The following is a 23,400-nucleotide window of genomic DNA, read 5'->3' as shown; positions in this document are numbered from 1 at the left end:
GAGCGTGAATATCATGGGAACAAGGAAAAAGATTGCCGTGATCGGACTGGGATCGACAGGTTCGATGGCATTATGGCAGCTCAGTCGGATACCGGGTGTGGATGCGATCGGGATCGAGCAATTCGGCATCGGCCACGGATACGGTGCCTACACAGGAGAATCTCGGCTCTTTCGCACGGCCTATCACGAGGGGACGACCTATGTACCACTCCTGCAGCGAGCCAAGGAACTCTGGGCGGAGCTCGGAGCACTTTCCGGTCGCACTCTCTTGCATAACTTCGGGGTACTTTCTACCGGTCGGGAGCAGGAACCGGCCTTCCAGCGACTGATCGAGTCAGTCGAAGAATACAGTCTCCCGCATGAGAGAATGAACGCTAAGCAGCTGCGCGAGCGGTATCCTGCGATGGACTTCCAGGACGACGAAGCCGGTGTGCTCGATCTCCAAGGCGGAGCCTTACGGCCCGAGAGTTCGGTGCTCAGCGCCATTGAGCTAGCCACCCGCAATGGGGCCGAAGTCTACGAGCACCGTAGGATCAAAGCGATCACGCGTACTAATGATGGGGTTGTGATTCACTCTGAGCAAGGCGACATTCAGGCAGATCGAGTCATTGTTACCTCGGGAGCCTGGAGCAAGGAACTCGTCCCCGAAATTGCGCAGTTAATTGAGGTCCGGCGCCTGCTCCTGACCTGGTTTCAGCCGGAGAACCTCGCGCACTTCCAACCTCAACGGATGCCTTGTTTTATCCGTGACCGAGACGATTTCCACGTCTTCGGCGCCCCATGCGTCGACGGGTATAGCGTGAAAATCGCGGGCCTCGATCTCTGGGGAACTCCCACCGATCCTCACATCGAGGACGAGGACCCTCGGGTTGACCGCGCCGCGGTTTCCGAGTTCGGGCACAAGGTCCACAAACTATTTCCAAGCGTGCGACCCGAACCAAACCGCTACAGCGTCCACTACGACACTTACACCGCGAACAAAGCACCGATTATCGATGCGGTGGACAACATCGTTGTTCTCACGGGCGGCTCTGGCCATGGTTTCAAACTCGCTCCCGCCTATGCTGAGCTGGCAGTCAGGCTTGCCACCGAATCCGCCAGCCCGCTCTATAGCGAAGAGTTCTCCATCTCCAGACACCAGCCCATCCAGGTGTCGCTAGCTGGCTAGATCTGTGACGCAGCACTTTCAGACAGGAACATAATCGTCTCCTGAACACCATGCGCCCCAGCTGCTGGCCACTCGGCAGGGTCGGACCCGCGGGCAACGTGGCCCGCGGCCTCCGCCTTGTCCTCACCGTTGACCAAGAACCACACACGCTGTGCCCGAGCAACAGCAGGCAGAGTCAACGTTGCGCGCTCAGGCGGAGGCTTTGGAGAATCCTTCACCGAGACAACAAGGCGCTCAGTTTCAGCAACAGCAGGGCTGTGAGGGAACAACGAGTTGATGTGGCCTTCGTAGCCCATACCCAACAGGTGCAGATCGAAGCCCTGCGGGGCCTTTTCGACGAGCACCTGCTCGTAGTTCGCCGCCGCCTGATCCAGATCGACCGAACCTAGACCATAGCCGAAGATGTGCTCTTCGGGGATCTCTACATGGTCGAACAAAGCGGCACGCGCCTGGCCCTCATTGGAATCTGGGTGAGAAACGTCCACGTTGCGCTCGTCACCGAAGAAGATGTACACCTGCGACCAGTTCACACCGTCGAGGGTAGCCAGCTTTTCCAGCAGGCCAATACCCGCGGTGCCGCCGGTAACTACCACGCGTGCAATCCCATCCCGGCTTACTCCTCCTGCAGAGTCAGCCTGGATGGCTTGCACGGTATCGACGAACCGCGTGGCGGCCTCGTCGATAAGTGAAACAAGGTCGGGGACTTTGGAAACCGTAACCATAATATGCTCCTGTACTGGATTAATGAACGTTCGCGAGACCGCGCAGGGCGTTCTCGTAGGCGACATCGGGATCGAGGTGGCGCAGCTCCTCGGCGAGGCACTCCGCGTCCGTGCGGATATTCGTGGCCACCAAAGAATCAGGCTGGTCGGGCAGCTCGAGGCACATGGTTTGCTCGTCCTTGACACGAATGACCACAGGGCCCGATGCGCGATGCAAAGTAACTGAACGGATGGAGAACAAAGTCTTCTTGTCCTCCTCGCCCGGGTCAAAGGCCTTACGCTGTACGTTGATGTTCAGCCGATCGGCCAACCAACCTGCGGCGATGTCCACGCTCGGGTTATCAGCGGGGCCGAGAATCTCGGCTGCCTCGATCTCTTCGTGTGGGTGACGATCAATCGCCGAAGCAACGATGCCACGCCACGGGGTGATCCGCGACCAAATCATGTCAGAGTCACCTGGTGTATAGCCGTTGGACAGGCGCAAGAGCGCGTTGCCAGAGACGCTGTAGCGGGCGTTCGTGATACGACGCTGTGCGATCTGGCCGATCGGGTGCTCCTTTGGATTCGAAGGAGCCTTCGTCGGCCACCACGCCACAATCGGAGTGTCAGGCAGCAACAGGGGAGTCACGACTGAAGCTAACTGGTCGGTGAGTTCGCCGTAAAGACGCATCACGACGATTTCAGATGCGCCTGCGTCGGCGGCAAGGAATGTCTCGGCATCCATCGACGTCTCGCGCTTATTAGATCCGGAAACCAGGAACAGCACGCGGGAAGGATGCTCGTGGGAAGCATCGCGCACGACATCGAGGAGTGTGTCTACGTCATCTTCCTCGCGGGCCACCACGATCAGCGTGAGCACGCGGCCCGTTGCCAGAGAGTAGTTTTCCTGAGCCTGAAGCAGCGTCTTCGAGATCTGCGAGGTGCTGGTATTAGGTAAAGAAATAATCATAAAGTTGTGTCCTTTCAACCTCACGCCACCCTAAGGGCGACGCCAGACCCTTCCATCTTTTGCGAGCATGTCTTCAGCGGATTGTGGACCCCACGTGCCTGCTTCGTACTCGTCAGGGCGACCATGGCTGTGCCAGTATTCGATAATCGGGTCCAGGATTTCCCAGCTTCGCTCTACCTCAGCATTTGTTGGGAAGAGGCTGGTGTCTTCGAGCAATGCGTCGAGGATCAGACGTTCGTAGGCCTCAGGGGACTCCTCGGTGAAGGCCTCAGAGTAGGAGAAGTCCATGTTGACGTCGCGGACTTCCATGGTAGAACCAGGAACCTTCGAACCGAAGCGCATCAGCACGCCTTCGTCAGGCTGGACGCGGATGACTACCGCGTTGTTGCCCAGCGAACCAGTCTGGCCTTCGTCGAAAGGCTGATAAGGCGCCTTCTTGAACACAAGAGCGATCTCGGTGACGCGACGACCAAGGCGCTTACCGGTACGCAGGTAGAACGGCACCCCGGCCCACCGGCGAGAATTGATCTCAAGGGTACAAGCAGCGAAGGTTTCAGTCGTGGAATTGTGGTCGAATCCCTCCTCCTCACGCAAGCCGACGACCTTCTGTGAACCCTGCCACCCTGCGGTGTATTGGCCACGTGCCGTAGTTTCACCGAATGGCTCGACGGGTGTGGTTGCGCGAAGCACCTTGAGCTTTTCTGCACGCAGTGAGCGAGGGGAGAAGTTCAGTGGCTCTTCCATTGCAACGAGGGCCAGCAACTGAATCAAGTGGTTTTGGATGACGTCACGAGCAGCACCAATACCGTCGTAGTATCCGGCGCGACCGCCAAGACCGATGTCTTCGGCCATGGTGATCTGGACATGGTCAATATTGTTGGCGTTCCACAATGGCTCAAACAGCTGGTTAGCAAAGCGCAGAGCGAGAATGTTCTGCACCGTCTCTTTGCCTAGGTAGTGGTCGATGCGATAGACCGAGGACTCCGGGAACACGCGGTTGACGGTCGCATTAAGCTCTCGGGCCGATTCAAGATTGTCTCCGAAAGGCTTCTCGATGATGACGCGACGCCAGGAGTGTTCTGGTGCTTCAGCAAGACCAGTGCGATCAAGCTGGTTGATAACGTCCGCAAAGTTTGCCGGTGGAACGGACAAGTAATAGGCCCAGTTACCGCCGGTACCACGGTTTTCATCGGCGTCCGCCAACGTTTCAGCCAGCTTGTTGAACGACTCATCGTCGTTAAATGCTCCGGTAACGAACTGCATACCTTCCGAAAGGCGACGCCAGACGTGCTCTTGGAAGCGAGTACGCGCACCCGCCTTGACAGCTTCGAGTACGTAATTTTCAAAGTCTTGCTTGGACCACTCACGACGGCCAAATCCCACCAGCGTAAAACCAGCAGGCAGGAGGCCACGGTTCGCAAGATCGTAAACTGCCGGCAGCAGCTTCTTCTTCGCCAAATCGCCGGTAACACCGAAAATAACCATGCCGGACGGACCTGCGATGCGAGGTAAACGTTTATCTAGCGGGTCGCGTAAAGGGTTGACCCACGTGTTGTTATCTTCGGTCATTAAAAACCTTTCGGATGAATAACTCTAAAAGTATTAATAAGGAAGAAGGCCCGGGAACAGAGGACTGGTGCTGGTTCCCGGGCTTCTACTGTTGTCTAGGGGGTAAAACTTAAGTGTAGCCTTCGCTTACTTCAGGCGGGTTGCCATGGAGTTAAGCAATTCCTGCCAAGCGTCAACGAACTTGTCCACGCCTTCGCGCTCGAGGACGACCACGACATCGTCGAGATCAATGCCCACTGCTTCGAGCTGGTCGAAGACCTGCTGAGCTTCGTCAGCGGTGCCGGTGAGGGTGTCACCGCGCAGACCTTCGCCCGCAATTGCAGCGTCGATGGTCTTTTCTGGCATGGTGTTCACGGTGTCTGGGCCAGCCAGCTCAACGACGTACATGTCTGCTGGGTACTCAGGGTTCTTCACACCAGTAGAAGCCCACAGTGGGCGCTGCTTATGAGCACCGGTAGGAAGCTCACCTGCGAACTCGGTGAGGAAGACCTGGTAAGCGAGGCGTGCGTTTGCAATGCCTGCCTTGCCCTTAAGTGCCTTCGCATCGTCGCTGCCGATGACGTCGAGGCGCTTGTCTACTTCGGTGTCCATGCGGGAGACGAAGAACGAAGCCACGGAACGGATCTTGGATACATCAACGCCGGCCTCGTAAGCGCGGTTGATGCCTTCCTTGTAAGCGGCAATGACCTGCTTGTAGCGATCGACAGAGAAGATCAAGGTGACGTTGACCGAAATGCCCTCGGCCAGTGCATCCGAGATTGCAGGAATGGACTTGTCGGTTGCTGGGATCTTGATCATCACGTTCTCGCGATCGACCTTGTTCCACAGCTTGCGAGCCTGCTCGATGGTAGCTGCGTGATCATCAGAGATACGAGGATCAACCTCGATGGACACGCGACCGTCCTGGCCATCGGTGGCCTTGTACACGTCGGCGAGAATGTCGCAGGCGTTCTGGACATCCTGGATGGACATTGCGTAAACAGCATCGTCGACGGAAACGCCTTGTTCCTTCAGCTCGGCGATCTGAGCGTCGTAAGAATCGCCCTTGGTCATTGCCGAGGCAAAGATGGCTGGGTTGGTGGTCACGCCAACGATGGACTTGGTGGACTTGAGTTCTTCCAAGTTGCCGGAGGTGATGCGGTCGCGAGAGAGATCATCCAACCAGGTAGAAGTGCCCAAGCTTGCTAGATCATCAATGTGAGTCATGTAAAGCTTCCTTTCAAAGGATGTGCGAATATTTTAGTTGTTTGTGGTGTGTGCGGCGACTTTGTTCAGAGACTTCCGTGCTGCCTCGTAGACTGCATCGGCGGTGAAACCGAAGCGCTCGAAGAGCTCAGCGCCAGGTGCCGAAGCACCGAAGTGCTCCAAGGACACGTTCTCGCCGAAGGAGCCAGTGAAGCGGTGCCATGGCATGGAAACACCGGCTTCGACGGAAACGCGGGCACCGACTGCAGGAGGAAGCACCTCGTCGATGTAGGACTGATCCTGCTCGAGGAACCAATCCATAGAAGGCACCGAGACGACGCGCGTTGCGACGCCCTCAGACTCGAGCTTCTTTGCTGCCTCTACGGCGTACTGAACCTCGGAGCCGGAACCCAGCAGGATGACCTCGGGGGTTTCCTTGGAGGACTCAACCAGTACGTATGCGCCGCGCTTGAGGCCCTCACGAGCCTTTTCCTTGGTGCCTTCCAGAACTGGAACGTTCTGGCGGGTCAAAGCCAGTGCCTTTGGCTGAGCCTTGCCTTCAAGTGCAGCAGCCCATGCGGCGGTGGTTTCGTTCGCATCGGCTGGGCGGATCACAGCAAGATCAGGGATTGCACGCAGTGCAGCGAGGGTTTCCACTGGCTGGTGCGTTGGGCCATCTTCACCGAGACCGATGGAGTCGTGCGTGAAGACGTAGTAGATGTCTACGCCGGAGAGAGCACCGACGCGGATAGCAGGGTAGAGGTACTCCGAGAAGATCAGGAAGGTACCACCGTAAATACGGGTTGGGCCATGCAGCGCGATGCCGTTCATGATCGCACCCATGGCATGCTCGCGGATACCGAAGTGCAGGTTGCGGCCGTATGGTTCGGCCTTGAACATATCGGTGGAGATGGACTCGGGACCGAAGGATGCCTCACCCTTGATGATGGTGTTGTTCGAACCAGCAAGGTCAGCGGAGCCACCCCACAGCTCTGGAAGGGTCTTGCCCAGTTCCTGCAGGACGCCTTCGGAGGCCTTTCGTGTTGCAACGCCCTTAGCGTCTGGCTCCCAGGTTGGCAGCTCAGCGTCCCAGTTTTCTGGAAGCTCACGTGCCGACAGACGATCGAACAGAGCCTTGTTCTCTGGGTTGTTCTCTGCCCATGCGTCAAACTTCTTCTGCCACTCGGCGTGCTTCGCAGCGCCGCGGTCGCGCAGTGCACGAGAGTGAGAGATAACTTCGTCCTCGACTGGGAAGTTGATCTCTGGGTCGAAGCCGAGCTCCTTCTTGGTCGCTGCGACCTCGTCAACGCCAAGTGCCGCACCGTGGGCTGCGCCAGTGTTCATCATGGTTGGTGCTGGGTAACCGATGACGGTCTTCACACGGATGATGGATGGGCGAGCGGTGTCAGCCTTTGCTTCCTCCACTGCGTTGAGAATAGCCACAACGTCTTCGCCAGAATCAACCTCAAGGGTCTGCCAGCCGTATGCCTCGTAGCGCTTCATGACGTCTTCGGTGAAGGCAATCTGGGTGTCATCTTCGATGGAGATGCGGTTGTCGTCCCAGAACAGGATCAGGTTACCCAGCTGCTGAGTGCCAGCAAGGGAGGAAGCCTCGGAGGTTACGCCCTCCTGGAGGCAGCCATCACCAGCGATGACGTAAATGTGGTGATCAAATGGGGACTCGCCAGCAGGAGCTTCTGGGTCAAACAGGCCACGTTCACGACGAGAGGCCATAGCCATACCCACTGCAGAGGCTAGGCCCTGGCCTAGTGGGCCAGTGGTGATTTCCACGTGGTCGGTGTGGTTGTACTCAGGGTGGCCAGGAGTCTTCGCGCCCCAGGTGCGCAGCGCCTTGAGGTCTTCGATTTCAAGACCAAAGCCACCCAGGTAAAGCTGAACATATTGGGTCAGCGATGCGTGACCATTGGAAAGAACAAAGCGGTCACGGCCGACCCAGTTCTTATCGTTAGGGTCAACATTCATGACACGCTGGTACAGAGTGTAGGCCAGCGGAGCCAGGGACATTGCAGTACCCGGGTGGCCAGAGCCACAGTTTTGAACAGCATCCGCAGCTAACACGCGAGCGGTGTCAATGGCACGGGTATCGTTCTCGGACCAATCATCAGGGTAACGACGAACGGTCATGGCCTGAAGTTCAGGGGACAGAGTCACAAAAGCCTCACTTAGTCTGTTTATTCGAGTATCCAAAGCGCCATTATCGCAAAGAAAAAGCCGCAAAGGGTGATTCTGCACACGACAACGGTGAAAAGAAGAAGTGGTAAATCACGCCTACAGCTCAATCGTAATGCTTTCCTACCCAGAATTGGTAGTATCTGGGCGGGGAATATAACTACGCTTACGCCCTCCAAAATACCAGGCAGGGTTGACGCGAGGGTGTCGTCGTCACGCGAACGCTTTACATGCGGGTGATTGGGCTGCACGTCCTGTTTGCGGGTAGCATAGGCCGTTGGATAAATAAGGTCCGGGATCTCTTGGGAACTTTGGGCGTACCAAATCCGACTAGTTACCTAGACGAATCCGCTCAAAGCGGTGTGAACGCCTTACAAAGTTGGCGTGTACGAGTGTATGAGGAGTAATTCTTGGAGACGATCAAGGCCTATTTTGCGCTGACAAAGCCTAGGGTCATCGAACTCCTCCTGGTGGCAGCCATTCCTGCGATGCTGCAAGCAAATCGTGGCGGGCTGGATTGGTCCGAGGTGTGGCTTATCTTAGCCGTTCTCATCGGCGGTTGGATGGGTGCTGGCGCTGCCAACACATTCAACATGGTCGCTGACTACGACATTGACCAGAAGATGGGCAGGACTCGCGCTCGGCCGCTGGTCCGAAATAAAATCACAAAGAAGAGTGCCTCCATCTTTGCATGGGTGTTACTGATTGCCAGCGTGTTGTGGCTCGGTCTCGTGTGCAACTCGTGGCTGGCTGCGTTCTTTATCATTCTCACCAATGTCTTCTATATTTTTGTGTACACGAAGTGGTTGAAGCGTCGTACCTGGCAAAACGTCATCTGGGGCGGAGCCGCGGGCTGTATGCCTGTTTTGGTGGGCTGGGCAGCCATTCGCGACAACGTCCATGACGGCTCTCCCGATCAGTGGTGGCAAGCAATTGTCATGTTCATGATCATCTTCTTCTGGACCCCGCCACACACCTGGGCGTTGGCCATGAAGTACCGCGACGATTACGCGAAGGCAGAAGTTCCAATGCTGCCTGTGATTGCAACTCCGGTGGAGACGACGAAGCAGATTCTCATCTACTCCTGGCTGACCGTTATCACTTCGTTGCTGCTCGTTCCGGCAACTTCCTGGATTTACATGGTTGTTGCAGTTGTTTCCGGCGCTGTATTCCTGGTGATGGCAACGCGTCTGCACAATGGCGTGAAGGCCGGCGAAAACGTCAAGCCGCTGAAGCTGTTCATCCTCTCGAACAACTACCTCGCGGTGCTGTTTATTGGTTTGTCCATCGACGCGGTTCTCGGGTGGACCACCCTTTCTGAGATGCTCGGATGGAATCTGACTCTGTTTTAGAACCTCTAACCAGGAAAGCGCGCCCGCACATGCTGCGGGCGCGCTTTTGTCTTTGCCAAAGCTAATCTACTGGCTAGTCCTTGACGCGAAGAACGATAGAGCCGGTGGTCTTTCGGTCGTGCAGATCCTGGTGCGCTTGACGGGCCTCGGACAACGGATAAGAATTGCCTACCCGGAACTTCAGCTTGCCTTCCTCTACGCCACGTACCACGGCTTGGGCGCGCAGCCTGAACTCGTCGTCAGTAGCGGTGTAAGCACCCAGCGATGGGCGGGTGAGGTAGATCGATCCGTGCTTGTTCAGAAGCTGGGGGTCAATGGGATCAACCGGGCCGGATGCGGCGCCGAAGAGCACGACGAGGCCACGCGGGCGCACCGCCTCGAGGGACTCGTGGAAGGTATCCTTGCCCACGCCGTCGAGGACCACATCTACTCCGTGGCCGCCGTTGCGACGACGAACAACCTCAGCCAAGTTCTCCCCGTAACGGAACACTTCAGTGGCACCTGCGTCGTAGGCCAGCTGCTCCTTCTCGTCGGTAGAGACAACGGAGTAGACCGCTGCGCCCGCTTCACGCGCCATCTGAGTAACCAATAGGCCCACACCGCCAGCACCGGCGGTGAGCAAGATAGAGTCGCCCTCTTTTGTCTCATGCACGCCGTGCACGAGGTAGTGGGCCGTCATGCCTTGTAGAAGCATCGAGGCCGCTACTTCATGGTCGATGCCTTCCGGCACTGATACGAGACGATTGCGTGGTACAGCGACCTGCTCCGCGTAGGAACCGGGTGCAGACATCCACGCCACAACTGTTCCTTCAGCGATTTCCCCCTTGGGGTCATTGATCACGCGCCCGCACCCTTCTTCACCTGCAATAAATGGCAGTGCAGAGTGATAGATGCCTTCGCGGTAATAGGTGTCAATGTAGTTAATGCCGGCCACGGTCACCTCAACGAGGACCTGGTCGGCATTAGGTAGTGGCTCGGGGACGTCAGTGTAGTTAAGTACCTCGGGGCCACCGTATTCGGCAATCTGGATAGCTTTCATGTATTCCAGGCTACCGAATTCCACCGGTTGTTATGTAGAAACTGGCGCAGCGACCCTATCGTTTGAATCAAATGTGCGGCGAAGACCGTGGGCGTACAACATTGCGGAGAACGCGACCACGAACGAAGACATTGCAATGTGAATTGGAACGGTCCAACGCGGAACACCCAAGTAGAACTGGGTGACTCCCACGGCCCACTGGATCAAGATCAGCACAACGAGGACAATAGCGGTGCGCTTAGCGTCCTTTGGTGCGTGTTGGCGCCACAACATCACCACTACAACCAAGGTTGCGAAGAGGTAGACGTACATACACGCGGCGTGGACGTAGGCGAGCATCTCGGTATCCAAGTTGAGGCGACCTTCCATACCCACGCCAGCATCACCCGAGTGGGGGCCGGAGCCTGTGACCATCGTGCCAGTCATCAAAACGAAAGAAAGCGCAACTGCGGCGACGACGGTCCACCTCCGGATGCTGGGGGAGAATCGGCGAACACGAGGAGCATTGTCCGGTTCTTCGATGCGCATGTACAACATGGCTGCGATCCAGACCAGAATCATGGAAGGAAGGAAGTGGACTGCCACTGCCCACCAGTGCAGGTCTACCAGAACGGAGATGCCACCGATGACAGCCTGGACGATAATGCCAAGCCCGGAAGCCAATGCATAGAGCTTGATCTCCTGGCGACGCTTAGCGCGGATAACCGCGATATAGACCGCGAGAGCAAACGCAATGACCACGAACGTGAGCAGACGGTTGCCGAACTCAATGAGCTGTTGGACCAGCGGAGCTGCTCCTTCGACGGGGATGAGCGAGCCCTCATGACAGTTCGGCCATGTGTTACAGCCCAGACCAGAACCGGTCACACGGACAATCGAGCCGGTGACGGTGATGCCACCTTGTGCAATGAGCAGAAGCAGAGCGAGGATCCGTTGGACGCGAACTGTGGGGCCTACGCCGTTATATGCGGGGTGGGTGTCCTTGGCGCCGGATGAAGATCCGGGTGCTGATTGGGTACTGACAGACAATGTAGATCCTTTTCCGATCAAACTTTGGTATGAGGGAAGCTTATCGTATGCCCTGCCCGAAAGCAGTAACTCGCTGGCGAAACAACCAACGTTTTAACCATCGAAGCGGAACCACTTGACCGCTGCGAGCGTGCCTACAGCGGCCCAACCCAGCAAAAATACCCAGGCGAGGAAATTCACGGTTCCAGAGAAGGCAGCGATTAACGCAGAGGTCAGAGCAACCGAAGGCACGAGCAACCATGCGCCTGGGTTGGCTATGTCTCCTGAATATGCGACGTAGCCAACAATGCCCACCAACACCAACCAAATTAGGTTTGCAACGCCCAGCACGATCTCCGAGCGAAATGCCCCGCCCATAAATAGGCCCAGCGAGGTAAAAACAATCGTGCCCACGACCAGCGCAATGATGCCCAGAATCGCTCCGCCGATGCTCACACGCCACCCCAGCGCAAGCGCCACTGCGCCGATGATCACTAATTGGACCAGCGTCATTGTGAGCACCCCGATGATCTTGCCCACAATGATGGTCCACGCCGGCACACCTGAGGCGCCAGTTCGCTTGAGCGCGCCGTAACGACGATCAAATGCCAGCGAAATCGCCTGACCTGTAAATCCCGCACTCGTCGCGGCGATGGCAAAGACCATGGGAACGACATTGTTTAGGTGAACTTCGCCAAGTACTGGCAACAAAGCCGCGGCCAACAGCACGGCCACCGGGATGATGATGTTCAGCAGGATCTGCTCGCCGTGGCGCAGCATTAACTTGGACTCAATCCTGCCCTGAGACAGAGCCATCTTCCACGCTGGGGCCCGCTGAGGGTTCGGCGTAAACGTGCCCGGAGCAAGTTCTTTAATGGATACAGCATCGCTTGTGCTCATATGGCTAGCTCCTTAGTTCCCGGCCGGTAATGTCGAGGAAAACTTCCTCCAAATTGCGGTGGCTTACGCCCAGTTGCGTGATGTACACATCCTGTCTGGCCGCCTCCGTGGCCACACGTGCGATGAGGTCGGGCGTGGGCTCGTCGTTAAGCACATAGTGCAACGGCCGAGTCGAGAGCACGCTTAACGACGACTCCCTGGCCGCCTCAATATCAAAAGGCGAACTCGTTTGGAAACTAATCGTTTCCGAACTGTTGCTGGTCAGCTCTGCGGGGCTGCCCTCGGCGACGACGAGACCGTGGTCAATGATGACGATGTGATCGGCGAGAGATTCTGCCTCGTCCATTAGGTGCGTGGTCAAAATGATGGCCATGCCGTCGGCGCGCATGTGGTTAATCAGGTCCCAGACCATCAGCCTGGACTGGGCATCCATGCCTGCGGTGGGCTCGTCAAGAAAGACTAATTGTGGGCGGCCGATGATGGCTAGTGCCAGGGAGAGTCGTTGTTGCTGTCCGCCGGAGAGTCGTCGATAAGTAGTTGTCGCCACGCCCTCGAGTCCAAGGAGGCTGATCAGCCATTCCGGATCATGAGGATGAGCGTTGTAGCTTGCGGTCAGTCGCAGCATCTCACGGACGGTAATTCCGGAATAGGAACCGCCACCTTGCAACATGATGCCAATTTTCTCGCGTACCTTCTCGCCGTGTGTGGCGGGATTCATCCCGAGAACGGAAATTTTTCCGCTGGTGGGGCTTTGAAAGCCCTCGCACATTTCGATGATGGTGGTTTTGCCTGCGCCGTTGGGGCCTAGCAAGGCTAAAACTTGTCCTGGTTGAGCTGAAAAGGATATTCCTCTGACCGCATCTTTGGTGCCAAAACGCTTTGTTACGTTTTGGACCTGAAGTACTGGTCCATCGAAAGTATTACTCACGACCAATAGGGTAGCTCACACCGATTTCTTTCTAACCCATAGCCACGCCAAAAGCATTAAGACTGCATAACCTATGATCGCGGCGGCATAAATCCCAGCTACGGTGCTCGGTGGGAGGGACAAACCGCGAGGTAGGACGATAAAGCTAAACAGGGCGGAATAGACCACCACGGCGTAGCGGAAGAAGTTTCGGTTTGCCCAGGCCGCCAGTGGGAGGATAGCCCATAGCATGTACCACGGGTGTACGACTGGGAACAAGATCACCATGACAAACATGGAAACGCCGAGGCCTCCGACGGGGTGAATAGAGCCACGGAAAGTCGCCCAGAGCATGCGCACCACAAAGGTTGCCGCAATAAGCGCGCAGACTCCTCGGGTGAATACAAGGACGGCATCGGTGTGATCGCCCAAACCAAGTAACATGCCGATGAATCCGAATATCACCCCGATGTCAGTGCTGATGGAGAGCCAGCTTCGGATCGTGGCCGCTCCGCCTTGGCCAGAAATCCAGCCCAGACCGATGCCGGTGACCCACGAGACTGCACCGATGGTGCCAACAAGCACTAAGACTTGCACGACGATGGCGCGAATAAGGCCCGTCCAACCGCCGCACTTCCGCGCCAGCGCCATGCCGGTGAATCCGAGGGCGACGAAGCCTGTGACTTTGACCATGCCCGCACAACTGATCAAGATGCCGGACAGAATGACAAGAGCCCAACCTGTGGTATTGTGTCCCGTCTCTGAAATCCGATCGATGCCGCGGAGACCAACCTCCATGCCAATAAGTACCAACCCCAGCATCACAGATTCGTTATGGATTCCTCCGACGAGATGCAGGATCGTTAGCGGGTTGAGAATGCCAAGCCACAAAGCGGTGGCAGGGTTGACTGAACAACGCTTGGCAAGCGCGCTGATGGCCCACGAGGCGCCCAAGAGGAAGGCGATCGAAACTATACGGTGCGAAAGAACCCCAAGAAGGATCGAATCCCGGGTAATAATCGAAATGATGGCGGCAATCCCCAAGGCAACGGGGCCGTAGGGGCTTGGGGAGTCAGCCCAAATAAATGGCACGCTGCGCGCGAGGTGATTCTCCGTTCCCAGCAGCTGCACTGGCCCCGCCTCATACGGGTCCATTCCTTGAGCAACAATGGAGCCTTGCGCCAGATAAGAATAGATGTCTTGGGTAAATAGCGGCGCGGTAAAGATCAACGGAAGGGTCCATGCGACGAAAGTGCGCATGACCACCCCTGAGGACACGGTGAAGTTAGTTTTGTTGCCGGTGATGAAGGGCATCATCATTACCCAGGCAGTAACCATCATCGCAACACCGATGAGCACAAGTGCCGAGGATGTCTGCAGCATCCGCGCCATAATGTCGCCAAGGGGGAGAGCGCCGAACGGGTTTTCCACCACGGGTAGCGCACCGCCACCGAGGCCTCCGAGCCCAATCAGTAGGGCACCGACGGTGCCCAAGATCCGTAAAAGGCTGAAGCGATTCGCCTCCCGGAACGAGGGCTGGGCCAATGAATCGACTGGGGCCTCGTCGTGATGCAATTCCGCCGACCGAGAACCGGCCGATCCCAAACGGGGCAGTGCATCGAAGATGCCACCTCGTGAAGGGGATTCATGGCGCGGATGATCAGTCACAACGGCACATTCTACGCAGGTATTTTCTTAGCCGATGAATCCCCGGCGGAAATCAGCCTGTGAATGTTAGGGCGGGTGGACACAGGGAATTAATTACGGCACACTAGTGTTGTCTAAAGATAGCTACCGAAATCATGCAAAAGTTAGATAGCCAATAAGTGAGAAGAGGTGAATACATGACCGGACATAATGGTTCAGCTGCGCGCTCAGTCGACGGAGATACGCGGCGCGAGGTCATGTTGCTACTGCTGAAGCACGGCCCATCAACCGCTGGTGAGTTAGGAGAGCATCTCGGCCTTTCAGCCGCGGGTGTCCGCAGGCACCTAGACAATTTGGTGGACGAGCAGCTCGCCGAGAACTGTGATGCGTTAGCAATCAGTGGGCAAACACAATCCCGCGGGCGGCCTGCAAAGCAGTACCGCCTCACAGAACTCGGGCGAGAAAAGTTCGGCCACAGTTACGACGACCTCGCCCAACTAGCGCTTGCGCAATTGCGTGAGGCTGGGGGAGACGAGGCGGTGCGCACGCTTGCACGCACGCGCATAGCTAAGATTCTCGAAGGCATCGATGAAATATCGGACCACGATGAGAGCACAGTCGAGCAAGCTGCCAGAGAAGTAGCGGCGGCGTTCGACCAGAACGGATATGCAGCAACAGTTACCCGAGCAGGGGCTGGTGTGCAGATTTGTCAGCATCATTGCCCGGTTGCTTCAGCAGCGGCCGAGCACCCAGAGTTATGTGAAGCAGAGCATGAAGCAATCTCTCAGGTGGTTGGTCTTCATGTTCAGCCGCTTGCATCCATTACAGGTGGAAACGGCGTGTGTACCACCAACATCCCTCTCGCAGTCAAAGCGAGGACTCAGACGGAAAGGAGCGAATCATGACCGAAGCTAAGGCAGCACCAGGTCTTGAGACCCCGATGAGCGATGATCAGATCATCGATTCCATCGGCGCATATAACTACGGATGGCACGACCCAGACGTTGCGGGAGCATCTGCTCGTCGCGGAATCAACGAAGATGTTGTACGAGACATCTCCGCCAAGAAGGGTGAGTCCGAGTGGATGCTCAACCAGCGTTTGAAGGCGCTGAGTATCTTCGACAAGAAGCCAATGCCTAAGTGGGGCGCGGACCTGTCGGGCATTGATTTCGACAATATTAAGTACTACGTGTCCTCCACCGAGGGCCAGGCTCAGTCTTGGGAAGACCTCCCAGACGACATCAAGAACACCTACGACCGTCTCGGTATCCCTGAGGCTGAGAAGCAGCGCCTCGTCGCAGGTGTTGCGGCTCAGTACGAGTCTGAGGTTGTTTACCACCAGATCCGCGAGGACCTGGAGGAAAAGGGCGTCATCTTCCTGGACACCGATACCGCGCTCAAGGAATATCCAGAAATGTTCGAGGAGTACTTCGGCTCGGTTATTCCTGCCGGCGACAATAAGTTCTCCGCGCTGAACACCGCTGTGTGGTCTGGTGGCTCCTTCATCTACGTCCCACCTGGGGTGCACGTAGATATTCCGCTGCAGGCTTACTTCCGCATTAACACCGAGAATATGGGTCAGTTCGAGCGCACCCTGATCATCGTGGACGAGGATGCATACGTTCACTACGTCGAGGGTTGTACTGCTCCTATTTACAAGACCGACTCGCTGCACTCCGCAGTGGTCGAGATCATTGTGAAGAAGGGTGGTCGCTGTCGCTACACCACCATTCAGAACTGGTCGAACAACGTCTACAACCTGGTGACCAAGCGCGCTAAGGCTGAAGAGGGCGCGACCATGGAATGGGTCGATGGCAACATCGGCTCCAAGGTCACCATGAAGTACCCAGCAGTCTGGATGACTGGCCCACACGCTAAGGGTGAGGTTCTCTCCGTTGCTTTCGCTGGCGAAGGTCAGCTGCAGGACACCGGTGCAAAGATGACCCACATGGCGCCGTACACCTCTTCCAACATTGTGTCGAAGTCGGTCGCCCGTGGTGGCGGTCGTGCTGCGTACCGCGGTCTGGTGCAGATCAACGCGAACGCGCACCACTCCACGTCGAACGTGGAATGCGATGCGCTGCTCGTCGATAATATTTCTCGCTCTGACACCTACCCGTACAACGACATCCGCAATGACCATGTGACCCTGGGCCACGAGGCAACCGTGTCGAAGGTTTCTGAGGAGCAGCTGTTCTACCTCATGAGCCGCGGCATCGCGGAAGAAGAAGCGATGGCAATGATCGTCCGTGGCTTCGTCGAGCCGATTGCGAAGGAGCTCCCAATGGAGTACGCACTTGAGCTCAACCGACTGATTGAACTGCAAATGGAAGGCTCGGTGGGCTAAGAACAATGACAGACACTGCTGTAAAGACCGGCTCCCCGTACCAGACCAAGGGCGACCTGTTCTCGTCCTACGATGTCAATGACTTCGAGGTACCGGCAAGTCGGGCCGAGGAATGGCGCTTCATTTCTCTGCGTCGCATCCGCGGCCTGCACAATGGCTCCTTCGATCCCGCCACCGAGGCGAACATCGAGGTCAAGGCGGACGAGTCCGTTAAGGTCGAAAAGCTTTCGCGTGACGACGAGCGCCTGCACGTCGCTGGTGCTCCCGTGGACCGTGTTGCTGCTCAGGCATGGTCTTCCATGGAAAACGCCACGCTGGTAACCATCCCGGCGAACCAGGCGCTCGAGGAACCGATCTACATCACCGTGACTGGCGCTGGCGCCGATGTCACTTCCTTCGGCGGCATTGTTGTGCAGGCCGAAACTAGCTCTGAGGCAACCGTCGTGCTGCAGTACAAGGGCTCGGGTACCCACGCCGACAACGTCAACTGGGCACTCGGTGACAATTCCAAGCTCACCGTCATCGTTGACGCGGACTGGGATAAGGATGCAGTCCACCTTGGCCAGCAGAATGCAGTAATGGGCCGTGACGCCACCCTGCGCCACACCGTATCCACCTTCGGTGGTGAGATCGTTCGTATCGTTCCTCGCGTCACCTTCACGGCTCCTGGCGGAGACGCAGAAATGCTCGGCGTGTACTTCGCTGATGATGGTCAGTACATTGAGAACCGTCTGCTCATTGACCACGCATACCCGAACTGCCGCTCCAACGTTATGTACAAGGGTGCTCTGCAGGCTGATAAGACCTCGAAGCTGCCTGAGGCTCGTACCTGCTGGGTTGGCGATGTGCTGATTCGTGCGAATGCACAGGGCACCGACACCTACGAGGTCAACCGCAACCTGGTTCTGACTGAGGGCGCACGCGCGGACTCGATCCCGAACCTGGAGATTGAAACCGGCGAGATCGTCGGCGCGGGACACGCTGCCACTGTCGGTCGCTTCGACGACGAGCAGGTTTACTACCTGATGAGCCGTGGCATCCCGGAGGATGAGGCTCGTCGCCTGATCATCCGTGGCTTCTTTAGTGAAGTCATCCGCCAGATTCCTGTTGAATCTATCCGGGACGCACTCGAAGCTCGCGTTGAAGAAGAGCTGGCTCGAGTCAACCTCTAACCCTGCACCTGAGAACTAATTACGACAAGAAAGAAACGAGCATAAATGTCTACGCTTGAAATCAAGAACCTTCACGCTCAGGTGCTTCCGAGCGAGGAAGGCCAGGAGCCTACCCCGATCCTTAAAGGTGTCAACCTCACCATCAACTCCGGTGAAACACACGCCATCATGGGCCCGAACGGCTCTGGCAAGTCCACCTTGGCATACACCCTGTCCGGCCACCCGCGCTACGAGGTCACCGACGGTGAAGTCCTGCTCGACGGTGAAAACATCCTCGAGATGGCCGTTGATGAGCGTGCACGCGCCGGCCTTTTCCTGGCCATGCAGTACCCAACCGAGGTCCCAGGCGTTTCCTCCTCCAACTTCCTGCGTTCCGCAGTAACTGCTGTTCGCGGCGAAGCTCCAAAGCTGCGCGAGTGGGTTCAGGAACTCGGCAGCCAGCGCGATGCTTTGAGCATTGATAAGTCGTTTGGCGATCGCTCCATCAACGAGGGTTTCTCCGGCGGCGAGAAGAAGCGCCACGAGGTTCTACAGCTTGGCCTGCTGAAGCCGAAGTTTGCTGTCCTCGACGAGACCGACTCCGGCCTGGACGTTGACGCTCTGCGCATTGTCTCCGATGGCATCAACCGCTACCAGGAAGAAACCAATGGCGGCATTTTGATGATCACGCACTACAAGCGCATCCTCAACTACGTCAAGCCAGATTTCGTGCACGTCTTCGCCGACGGACACATCATCAAGACCGGCGGCGCAGAGCTTGCAGACGCACTCGAGGCCGAGGGTTACGAACAGTTCACCACCCAGAACGCATAAGTAGCTAAAAGAATTTAGGACATGACATTTACACACGCTGACGGAACGCTGAACGTCGACGCTATCCGCGCCGAATTTCCCATCCTCGGACGCACGGTACGCGATGGCAAGCCCCTAGTTTATTTGGATTCAGGGGCAACCTCTCAGCGTCCGGAGCGGGTCTGGCGCGCAGAAGAAAAGTTCGTACTTGAATCTTTCGCGCCAGTCCACCGTGGAGCCTACGAGCTCGCGGAGGAAGCAACCGACGCCTACGAAACCGCACGCGAAAACATTGCGCGTTTCGTCGGGGCCGAGGGCCATGAAATCGCATTCACTAAGAATGCGACTGAGAGCTTGAACCTGGTTGCCTATACGCTTGGCGACGATCGGGCGGGCGACCTCCAGGTCACTGAGAACGACACGATCGTGATCACCGAGTTGGAGCACCACGCCAATCTTGTCCCATGGCAGGAACTGGCTCGTCGCACGGGTGCCACCTTGAAGTGGTACAAGACAACCCCAGATGGCCGCATCGATCTTGATTCGCTCGAGCTCGATGAAACAGTCAAGGTAGTTGCCTTCACTCACCAGTCCAACGTGACCGGTGCGGTAGCCGATGTGGCCGAGATCGTGCGCCGCGCTCAGGCAGTGGGTGCTCTCACGGTGTTGGACGCATGTCAGTCTGTTCCTCACATGCCAGTAGATTTCCACGCTTTGGATGTGGATTTCGCGGCTTTCTCGGGCCACAAGATGCTCGGCCCATCGGGTGTGGGTGTTGTGTACGGCAAGGGCGACCACTTGGATAAGCTGCCACCGTTTCTTACCGGTGGTTCCATGATTGAAGTAGTCACCATGGAAAAGACCACCTTCGCCGCTGCTCCGCAGCGTTTTGAAGCCGGTACTCAGATGACAAGCCAGGTTGTTGGCCTCGGCGCTGCTGTTGAGTTCTTGGAAGAAGTGGGCATGGAAGCCATCCAAGCACATGAGCACGAACTTACCGAATATGCACTCGAGCAGATCCATGCCATTGACGGGGTAACTGTCGCGGGGCCGCTCGAAGCAGTCAACCGTGGTGGTGCTGTCTCCTTCAATGTTGAAGGAGTTCACCCGCACGATCTCGGTCAGGTTCTGGATTCTGAAGGAGTGTGCATCCGTGTTGGCCACCACTGCGCGTGGCCTGTGCACCGTGCACTCAATGCACAATCCACTGCAAGGGCGAGCTTTTATCTGTACAACACAAAGTCTGAAATTGATGCGCTCGTTGAGGGCATCAAGAAGGCGCAAGTTTTCTTTGGGGTGAAGTGATGAGCTTAGAATCGATGTATCAAGAGGTCATCCTTGACCACTACAAGAATCCAAAGCACGCGGGCCTGCGCGAGCCTTATGATGCAGAGGTTCACCATGTGAATCCTTCGTGTGGGGATGAACAGACTCTTCGTGTGCAGCTCTCCGAAGACGGCAAGACAGTCGTAGATGTTTCCTATGACGCCCAGGGATGCTCGATCTCGCAGGCATCCACGTCGGTGCTTACCGACGAGGTCATCGGCCTGCCCGTCGACGAGGCCATGGAAAAACTCGCCGCTTTCGAGGAAATGATCACCTCACGTGGACAAAAGGAAGGCGACCCGGAACTGATTGGCGATGGTGTCGCATTCGCTGGCGTCGCGAAGTTCCCAGCGCGTGTGAAGTGCGCATTGCTGGGTTGGAAAGCTTTTCAAGCGGCCACATCAGATGCACTCAATGAAAGGGAAAGCAAGTGACCGAACCAAATACTGAACCACAGGTAGAAGCAGAGGCCACTGAAGCCCCTGAAACCACTGAAACCTCTACTTCTCGTTTCGATGGGGCAGCAGAGCGCCCAGAGCAGACCGAAGAGCAGATTGCTCTGATAGCTGACGCTGAAGAATACATGCGCGACGTGATTGACCCAGAGCTGGGCATCAATGTTGTTGACCTCGGTCTGGTCTACGACATGTGGATTGAAGGCAACGAGGGGGAGACCGAGTGCGTCATCAACATGACGCTGACCTCACCTGCGTGTCCACTCACCGACGTCATCGAGGACCAAGCGGAACAGGCTCTCGTGGGTAATGGCCTCGTCGATAAGCTGACCCTGAATTGGGTCTGGATGCCACCATGGGGACCTCAGATGATTACTGAAGAGGGCCGCGAGCAGTTGCGTGCTCTGGGCTTCGCTGTCTAGTAATCAACACAGATAAACGCGCCTTTCCGATGCATTCGGGGAGGCGCGTTTTGCGTTAGCCAATTAACGTCAGGAGCAAAATGATCAGTGCCACGATCACAGTGAAAAAGATCCCAAAAGCGGAATTTCCAGACTTGGATACTCTCTGGCGCTGAGGCTTCTTACCTTCTTGTTTGTTCAGCCGGTTGAGCTGATCACGAAACTCCGCCATCGATGTCCCATGAGAAGACTGGTCTTTTCGCTGGATACCCGAGCCCGCGCCCGAACCCGTCTGGGAGCGATTGTGATGGATCGCCGGGTTGGAGGAACGCGGGCTTTGAATAGTTACCGTGGCCGCGGGCCGAGCGGTGACTTCCTTAATTTCGGAAGGCGCAAGACTATAGCCGGCCAGAAAGTTTTTCATCTGTGCGGTGGAGGGCTGTCCGTCGAAACGAGCGACGAGCGAACCTTTTTGGTAGTCATTCAACATGTACGAGATGACGTATTCGCGTCCGAATGGCTCGTTTTGGCTGTTCATACCCTCTTGTTTAGGTCACTTCGACCCGCTCGTCAACTAGTATGGCCTACAAACATTCACGATAGTGGGTATAGGGGCTGGAAAGTGTACACTGACCTGTTGTGATTGTCACCAATGATCTTGAAGTCCGTGTTGGCGCCCGCACCTTGCTGGAGGCCCCGGGCCAGCAGCTTCGTGTCCAACCAGGCGACCGAATTGGCCTTGTGGGACGAAATGGTGCAGGAAAAACGACCACCATGCGTATCTTGTCGGGCGAGACTGAGCCCTATGGTGGTTCCGTGACCCGCAGTGGTCCGATCGGCTACCTGCCGCAGGATTCCCGTGAGGGCCTGATCGATCAGTCTGCCCGCGACCGCGTTCTCTCCGCGCGAGGCTTGGACCAAATCCGTGCTTCCATGGAGAAGCAGCAGGAAATCATGGAGGTCGCTGACGGCTCTAAGCGCGATGCAGCGATTAGCAAATATTCCCGCCTCGAGGAGCGATACCACTCACTGGGCGGTTATGAAGCCGATGCCGAGGCCGCGCAAATCTGCGACAACTTGGGCCTCGAGGAGCGCATTCTCGACCAACCACTAAAGACTTTGTCCGGTGGTCAGCGTCGCCGCGTGGAGCTCGCACAGATCCTGTTCGCCGCCAATGATGGCGCAGGCAAGTCAGAGACGACATTGCTTCTCGACGAGCCAACGAACCACTTGGACGCCGATTCGATCTCGTGGTTGCGTGGATTCTTGTCCAAGCACGAGGGCGGGCTGATCATGATCTCCCACGATGTCGATCTCCTCGATGATGTGTGCAATAAGATCTGGTATCTCGATGCCGTTCGCAGCGAGGCCGATGTCTACAACATGGGCTTTTCTCGCTACAAGGAAGCCCGTGCTCAAGACGAGGCTCGTCGTCGTCGCGAGCGCGCGAACGCGGAGAAGAAGGCTTCGACTCTCAAGCAGCAGGCCGCAAAGCTTGGTGCAAAGGCGACGAAGGCTGCGGCCGCCAAGCAGATGCTTGCTCGTGCGGATCGCATGATGAACGAACTCGACGACGTTCGCGTCAACGACCGTGTCGCGCACATTTCCTTCCCGGAACCAGCACCATGTGGCAAGACCCCTCTTAATGCCAAAGGGCTGACGAAGATGTATGGCTCCTTAGAGGTGTTTGCCGGAGTCGATCTCGCTATTGACAAGGGCTCGCGAGTGGTTGTGCTGGGTACCAATGGTGCCGGTAAGACGACCTTGCTGAAGCTTTTGGCGGGCGTCGAACGCACCGATGGCGAGGGCGGCATCGTCTCTGGCCACGGCTTGAAAATCGGCTACTTCGCCCAGGAGCACGACACCATCGACCCCGATAAGACCGTGTGGGAAAACACCATCGAGGCCTGCGCCGATGCCGATCAGCAGGACCTGCGTGGCCTACTCGGCGCGTTCATGTTCTCCGGCGATAAACTCCAGCAACCTGCGGGAACGCTCTCGGGCGGTGAGAAGACCCGTTTGGCTCTAGCGACCCTGGTTTCCTCGCGCGCGAATGTGTTGCTTCTCGACGAGCCCACCAACAACCTTGATCCGCAGTCCCGTGAGCAGGTGCTCGATGCCCTAGGCACTTACACTGGAGCTGTTGTGCTTGTCACCCACGACCCAGGCGCTGTGCGAGCTTTGAAGCCAGAGCGGGTCATCATCATGCCGGAAGGCGACGAAGACATGTGGAATGACGAATATATGGAGATCGTCGAACTGGCCTAACCG

21 protein-coding genes are annotated in these 23,400 nt (G+C 56.9%); 10 read left to right on the top strand and 11 right to left on the bottom strand.

Annotation, left to right across the window (positions count from 1 at the left end; genetic code table 11):
* The first annotated feature begins 13 nt into the window (after window positions 1-13).
* Window positions 14-1,168: an N-methyl-L-tryptophan oxidase gene (solA, locus tag ACXZ66_RS07800; RefSeq protein WP_458747912.1), complete on the top strand. Its 1,155-nt coding sequence runs from the start codon at window positions 14-16 to the stop codon at window positions 1,166-1,168.
* Here the strand turns inward: solA and pgl are convergent.
* The 5 genes from pgl to tkt form a co-directional block, all read right to left on the bottom strand.
* Window positions 1,165-1,890 carry a 6-phosphogluconolactonase gene (gene pgl, locus ACXZ66_RS07795; protein ID WP_458747911.1) on the bottom strand — a complete coding sequence of 242 codons (726 nt, stop codon included), beginning with the start codon at window positions 1,888-1,890 and terminating at the stop codon, window positions 1,165-1,167. The genes solA and pgl overlap by 4 nt on opposite strands.
* Window positions 1,891-1,909: 19 nt before the next feature.
* Complete coding sequence (locus ACXZ66_RS07790; protein ID WP_458747909.1) at window positions 1,910-2,839, bottom strand: glucose-6-phosphate dehydrogenase assembly protein OpcA; 930 nt, start codon at window positions 2,837-2,839, stop codon at window positions 1,910-1,912.
* A gap of 30 nt (window positions 2,840-2,869) precedes the next feature.
* Window positions 2,870-4,408, bottom strand: coding sequence for a glucose-6-phosphate dehydrogenase (gene zwf, locus ACXZ66_RS07785; protein ID WP_458747908.1), 1,539 nt, complete (start codon window positions 4,406-4,408; stop codon window positions 2,870-2,872).
* Window positions 4,409-4,534: 126 nt separating this feature from the next.
* The gene (gene tal / locus ACXZ66_RS07780; protein WP_458747907.1) at window positions 4,535-5,614 is read right to left on the bottom strand and encodes a transaldolase; all 1,080 of its coding nucleotides are present in this window, start codon (window positions 5,612-5,614) and stop codon (window positions 4,535-4,537) included.
* A 33-nt stretch (window positions 5,615-5,647) separates the two neighbouring features.
* Entirely contained in the window at window positions 5,648-7,738 is a 2,091-nt protein-coding gene (tkt, locus tag ACXZ66_RS07775; RefSeq protein ID WP_458751326.1) for a transketolase, read from the bottom strand.
* A gap of 455 nt (window positions 7,739-8,193) precedes the next feature.
* Between tkt and ACXZ66_RS07770 the strand changes: the two genes are divergently transcribed.
* Window positions 8,194-9,135, top strand: a complete 942-nt coding sequence (locus ACXZ66_RS07770) for a heme o synthase (RefSeq protein WP_458747906.1) — start codon at window positions 8,194-8,196, stop codon at window positions 9,133-9,135.
* Between the two features lie 73 nt (window positions 9,136-9,208).
* Here the strand turns inward: ACXZ66_RS07770 and ACXZ66_RS07765 are convergent, their stop codons facing one another.
* From ACXZ66_RS07765 to mptB, 5 genes are all read right to left on the bottom strand, one after another.
* On the bottom strand, window positions 9,209-10,174 hold the full coding sequence (locus ACXZ66_RS07765) for a quinone oxidoreductase family protein (RefSeq protein ID WP_458747905.1): 966 nt from the start codon (window positions 10,172-10,174) through the stop codon (window positions 9,209-9,211).
* A 30-nt stretch (window positions 10,175-10,204) separates the two neighbouring features.
* Window positions 10,205-11,203 (bottom strand): COX15/CtaA family protein, encoded by a 999-nt coding sequence (locus tag ACXZ66_RS07760; protein WP_458747903.1) that lies wholly within the window; start codon window positions 11,201-11,203, stop codon window positions 10,205-10,207.
* Between the two features lie 93 nt (window positions 11,204-11,296).
* A complete protein-coding gene (locus tag ACXZ66_RS07755; protein ID WP_458747902.1) occupies window positions 11,297-12,082 on the bottom strand; it encodes an ABC transporter permease in 786 nt (261 codons plus the stop codon).
* A gap of 4 nt (window positions 12,083-12,086) precedes the next feature.
* On the bottom strand, window positions 12,087-13,010 hold the full coding sequence (locus ACXZ66_RS07750) for an ABC transporter ATP-binding protein (RefSeq protein WP_458747900.1): 924 nt from the start codon (window positions 13,008-13,010) through the stop codon (window positions 12,087-12,089).
* Window positions 13,011-13,025: 15 nt separating this feature from the next.
* Window positions 13,026-14,657 (bottom strand): polyprenol phosphomannose-dependent alpha 1,6 mannosyltransferase MptB, encoded by a 1,632-nt coding sequence (gene mptB, locus ACXZ66_RS07745; RefSeq protein WP_458747898.1) that lies wholly within the window; start codon window positions 14,655-14,657, stop codon window positions 13,026-13,028.
* Between the two features lie 176 nt (window positions 14,658-14,833).
* Between mptB and ACXZ66_RS07740 the strand changes: the two genes are divergently transcribed.
* The 7 genes from ACXZ66_RS07740 to ACXZ66_RS07710 are packed head-to-tail and all read left to right on the top strand — an operon-like array spanning window position 14,834 to window position 21,150.
* Window positions 14,834-15,541, top strand: coding sequence for a helix-turn-helix transcriptional regulator (locus tag ACXZ66_RS07740; protein ID WP_458747897.1), 708 nt, complete (start codon window positions 14,834-14,836; stop codon window positions 15,539-15,541).
* Window positions 15,538-16,983 carry a Fe-S cluster assembly protein SufB gene (sufB, locus tag ACXZ66_RS07735; protein WP_458747896.1) on the top strand — a complete coding sequence of 482 codons (1,446 nt, stop codon included), beginning with the start codon at window positions 15,538-15,540 and terminating at the stop codon, window positions 16,981-16,983. The genes ACXZ66_RS07740 and sufB overlap by 4 nt, the downstream gene beginning before the upstream one ends.
* Before the next feature lie 5 nt (window positions 16,984-16,988).
* Window positions 16,989-18,155, top strand: a complete 1,167-nt coding sequence (gene sufD, locus ACXZ66_RS07730; RefSeq protein WP_458747894.1) for a Fe-S cluster assembly protein SufD — start codon at window positions 16,989-16,991, stop codon at window positions 18,153-18,155.
* A gap of 45 nt (window positions 18,156-18,200) precedes the next feature.
* Entirely contained in the window at window positions 18,201-18,968 is a 768-nt protein-coding gene (gene sufC / locus ACXZ66_RS07725; RefSeq protein WP_458747893.1) for a Fe-S cluster assembly ATPase SufC, read from the top strand.
* A gap of 21 nt (window positions 18,969-18,989) precedes the next feature.
* A complete protein-coding gene (locus ACXZ66_RS07720; protein ID WP_458747891.1) occupies window positions 18,990-20,252 on the top strand; it encodes a cysteine desulfurase in 1,263 nt (420 codons plus the stop codon).
* Window positions 20,252-20,707: a Fe-S cluster assembly sulfur transfer protein SufU gene (gene sufU, locus ACXZ66_RS07715; RefSeq protein WP_458747889.1), complete on the top strand. Its 456-nt coding sequence runs from the start codon at window positions 20,252-20,254 to the stop codon at window positions 20,705-20,707. Before ACXZ66_RS07720 ends, sufU begins: the two co-directional genes overlap by 1 nt.
* On the top strand, window positions 20,704-21,150 hold the full coding sequence (locus ACXZ66_RS07710; RefSeq protein ID WP_458747887.1) for a metal-sulfur cluster assembly factor: 447 nt from the start codon (window positions 20,704-20,706) through the stop codon (window positions 21,148-21,150). Before sufU ends, ACXZ66_RS07710 begins: the two co-directional genes overlap by 4 nt.
* Window positions 21,151-21,205: 55 nt before the next feature.
* On the opposite strand, the gene ACXZ66_RS07705 is transcribed toward ACXZ66_RS07710, so the two are convergent.
* Window positions 21,206-21,667, bottom strand: coding sequence for a hypothetical protein (locus ACXZ66_RS07705; RefSeq protein WP_458747885.1), 462 nt, complete (start codon window positions 21,665-21,667; stop codon window positions 21,206-21,208).
* A 101-nt stretch (window positions 21,668-21,768) separates the two neighbouring features.
* Between ACXZ66_RS07705 and ACXZ66_RS07700 the strand changes: the two genes are divergently transcribed.
* The gene (locus tag ACXZ66_RS07700) at window positions 21,769-23,397 is read left to right on the top strand and encodes an ABC-F family ATP-binding cassette domain-containing protein (protein ID WP_458747884.1); all 1,629 of its coding nucleotides are present in this window, start codon (window positions 21,769-21,771) and stop codon (window positions 23,395-23,397) included.
* Window positions 23,398-23,400 lie beyond the last annotated feature (3 nt).

The organism is Corynebacterium sp. S7, assembly GCF_054401105.1.
The sequence above is the reverse complement of the archived record's forward strand: the minus strand, read 5'-3'. Positions and strand labels throughout refer to the sequence as shown.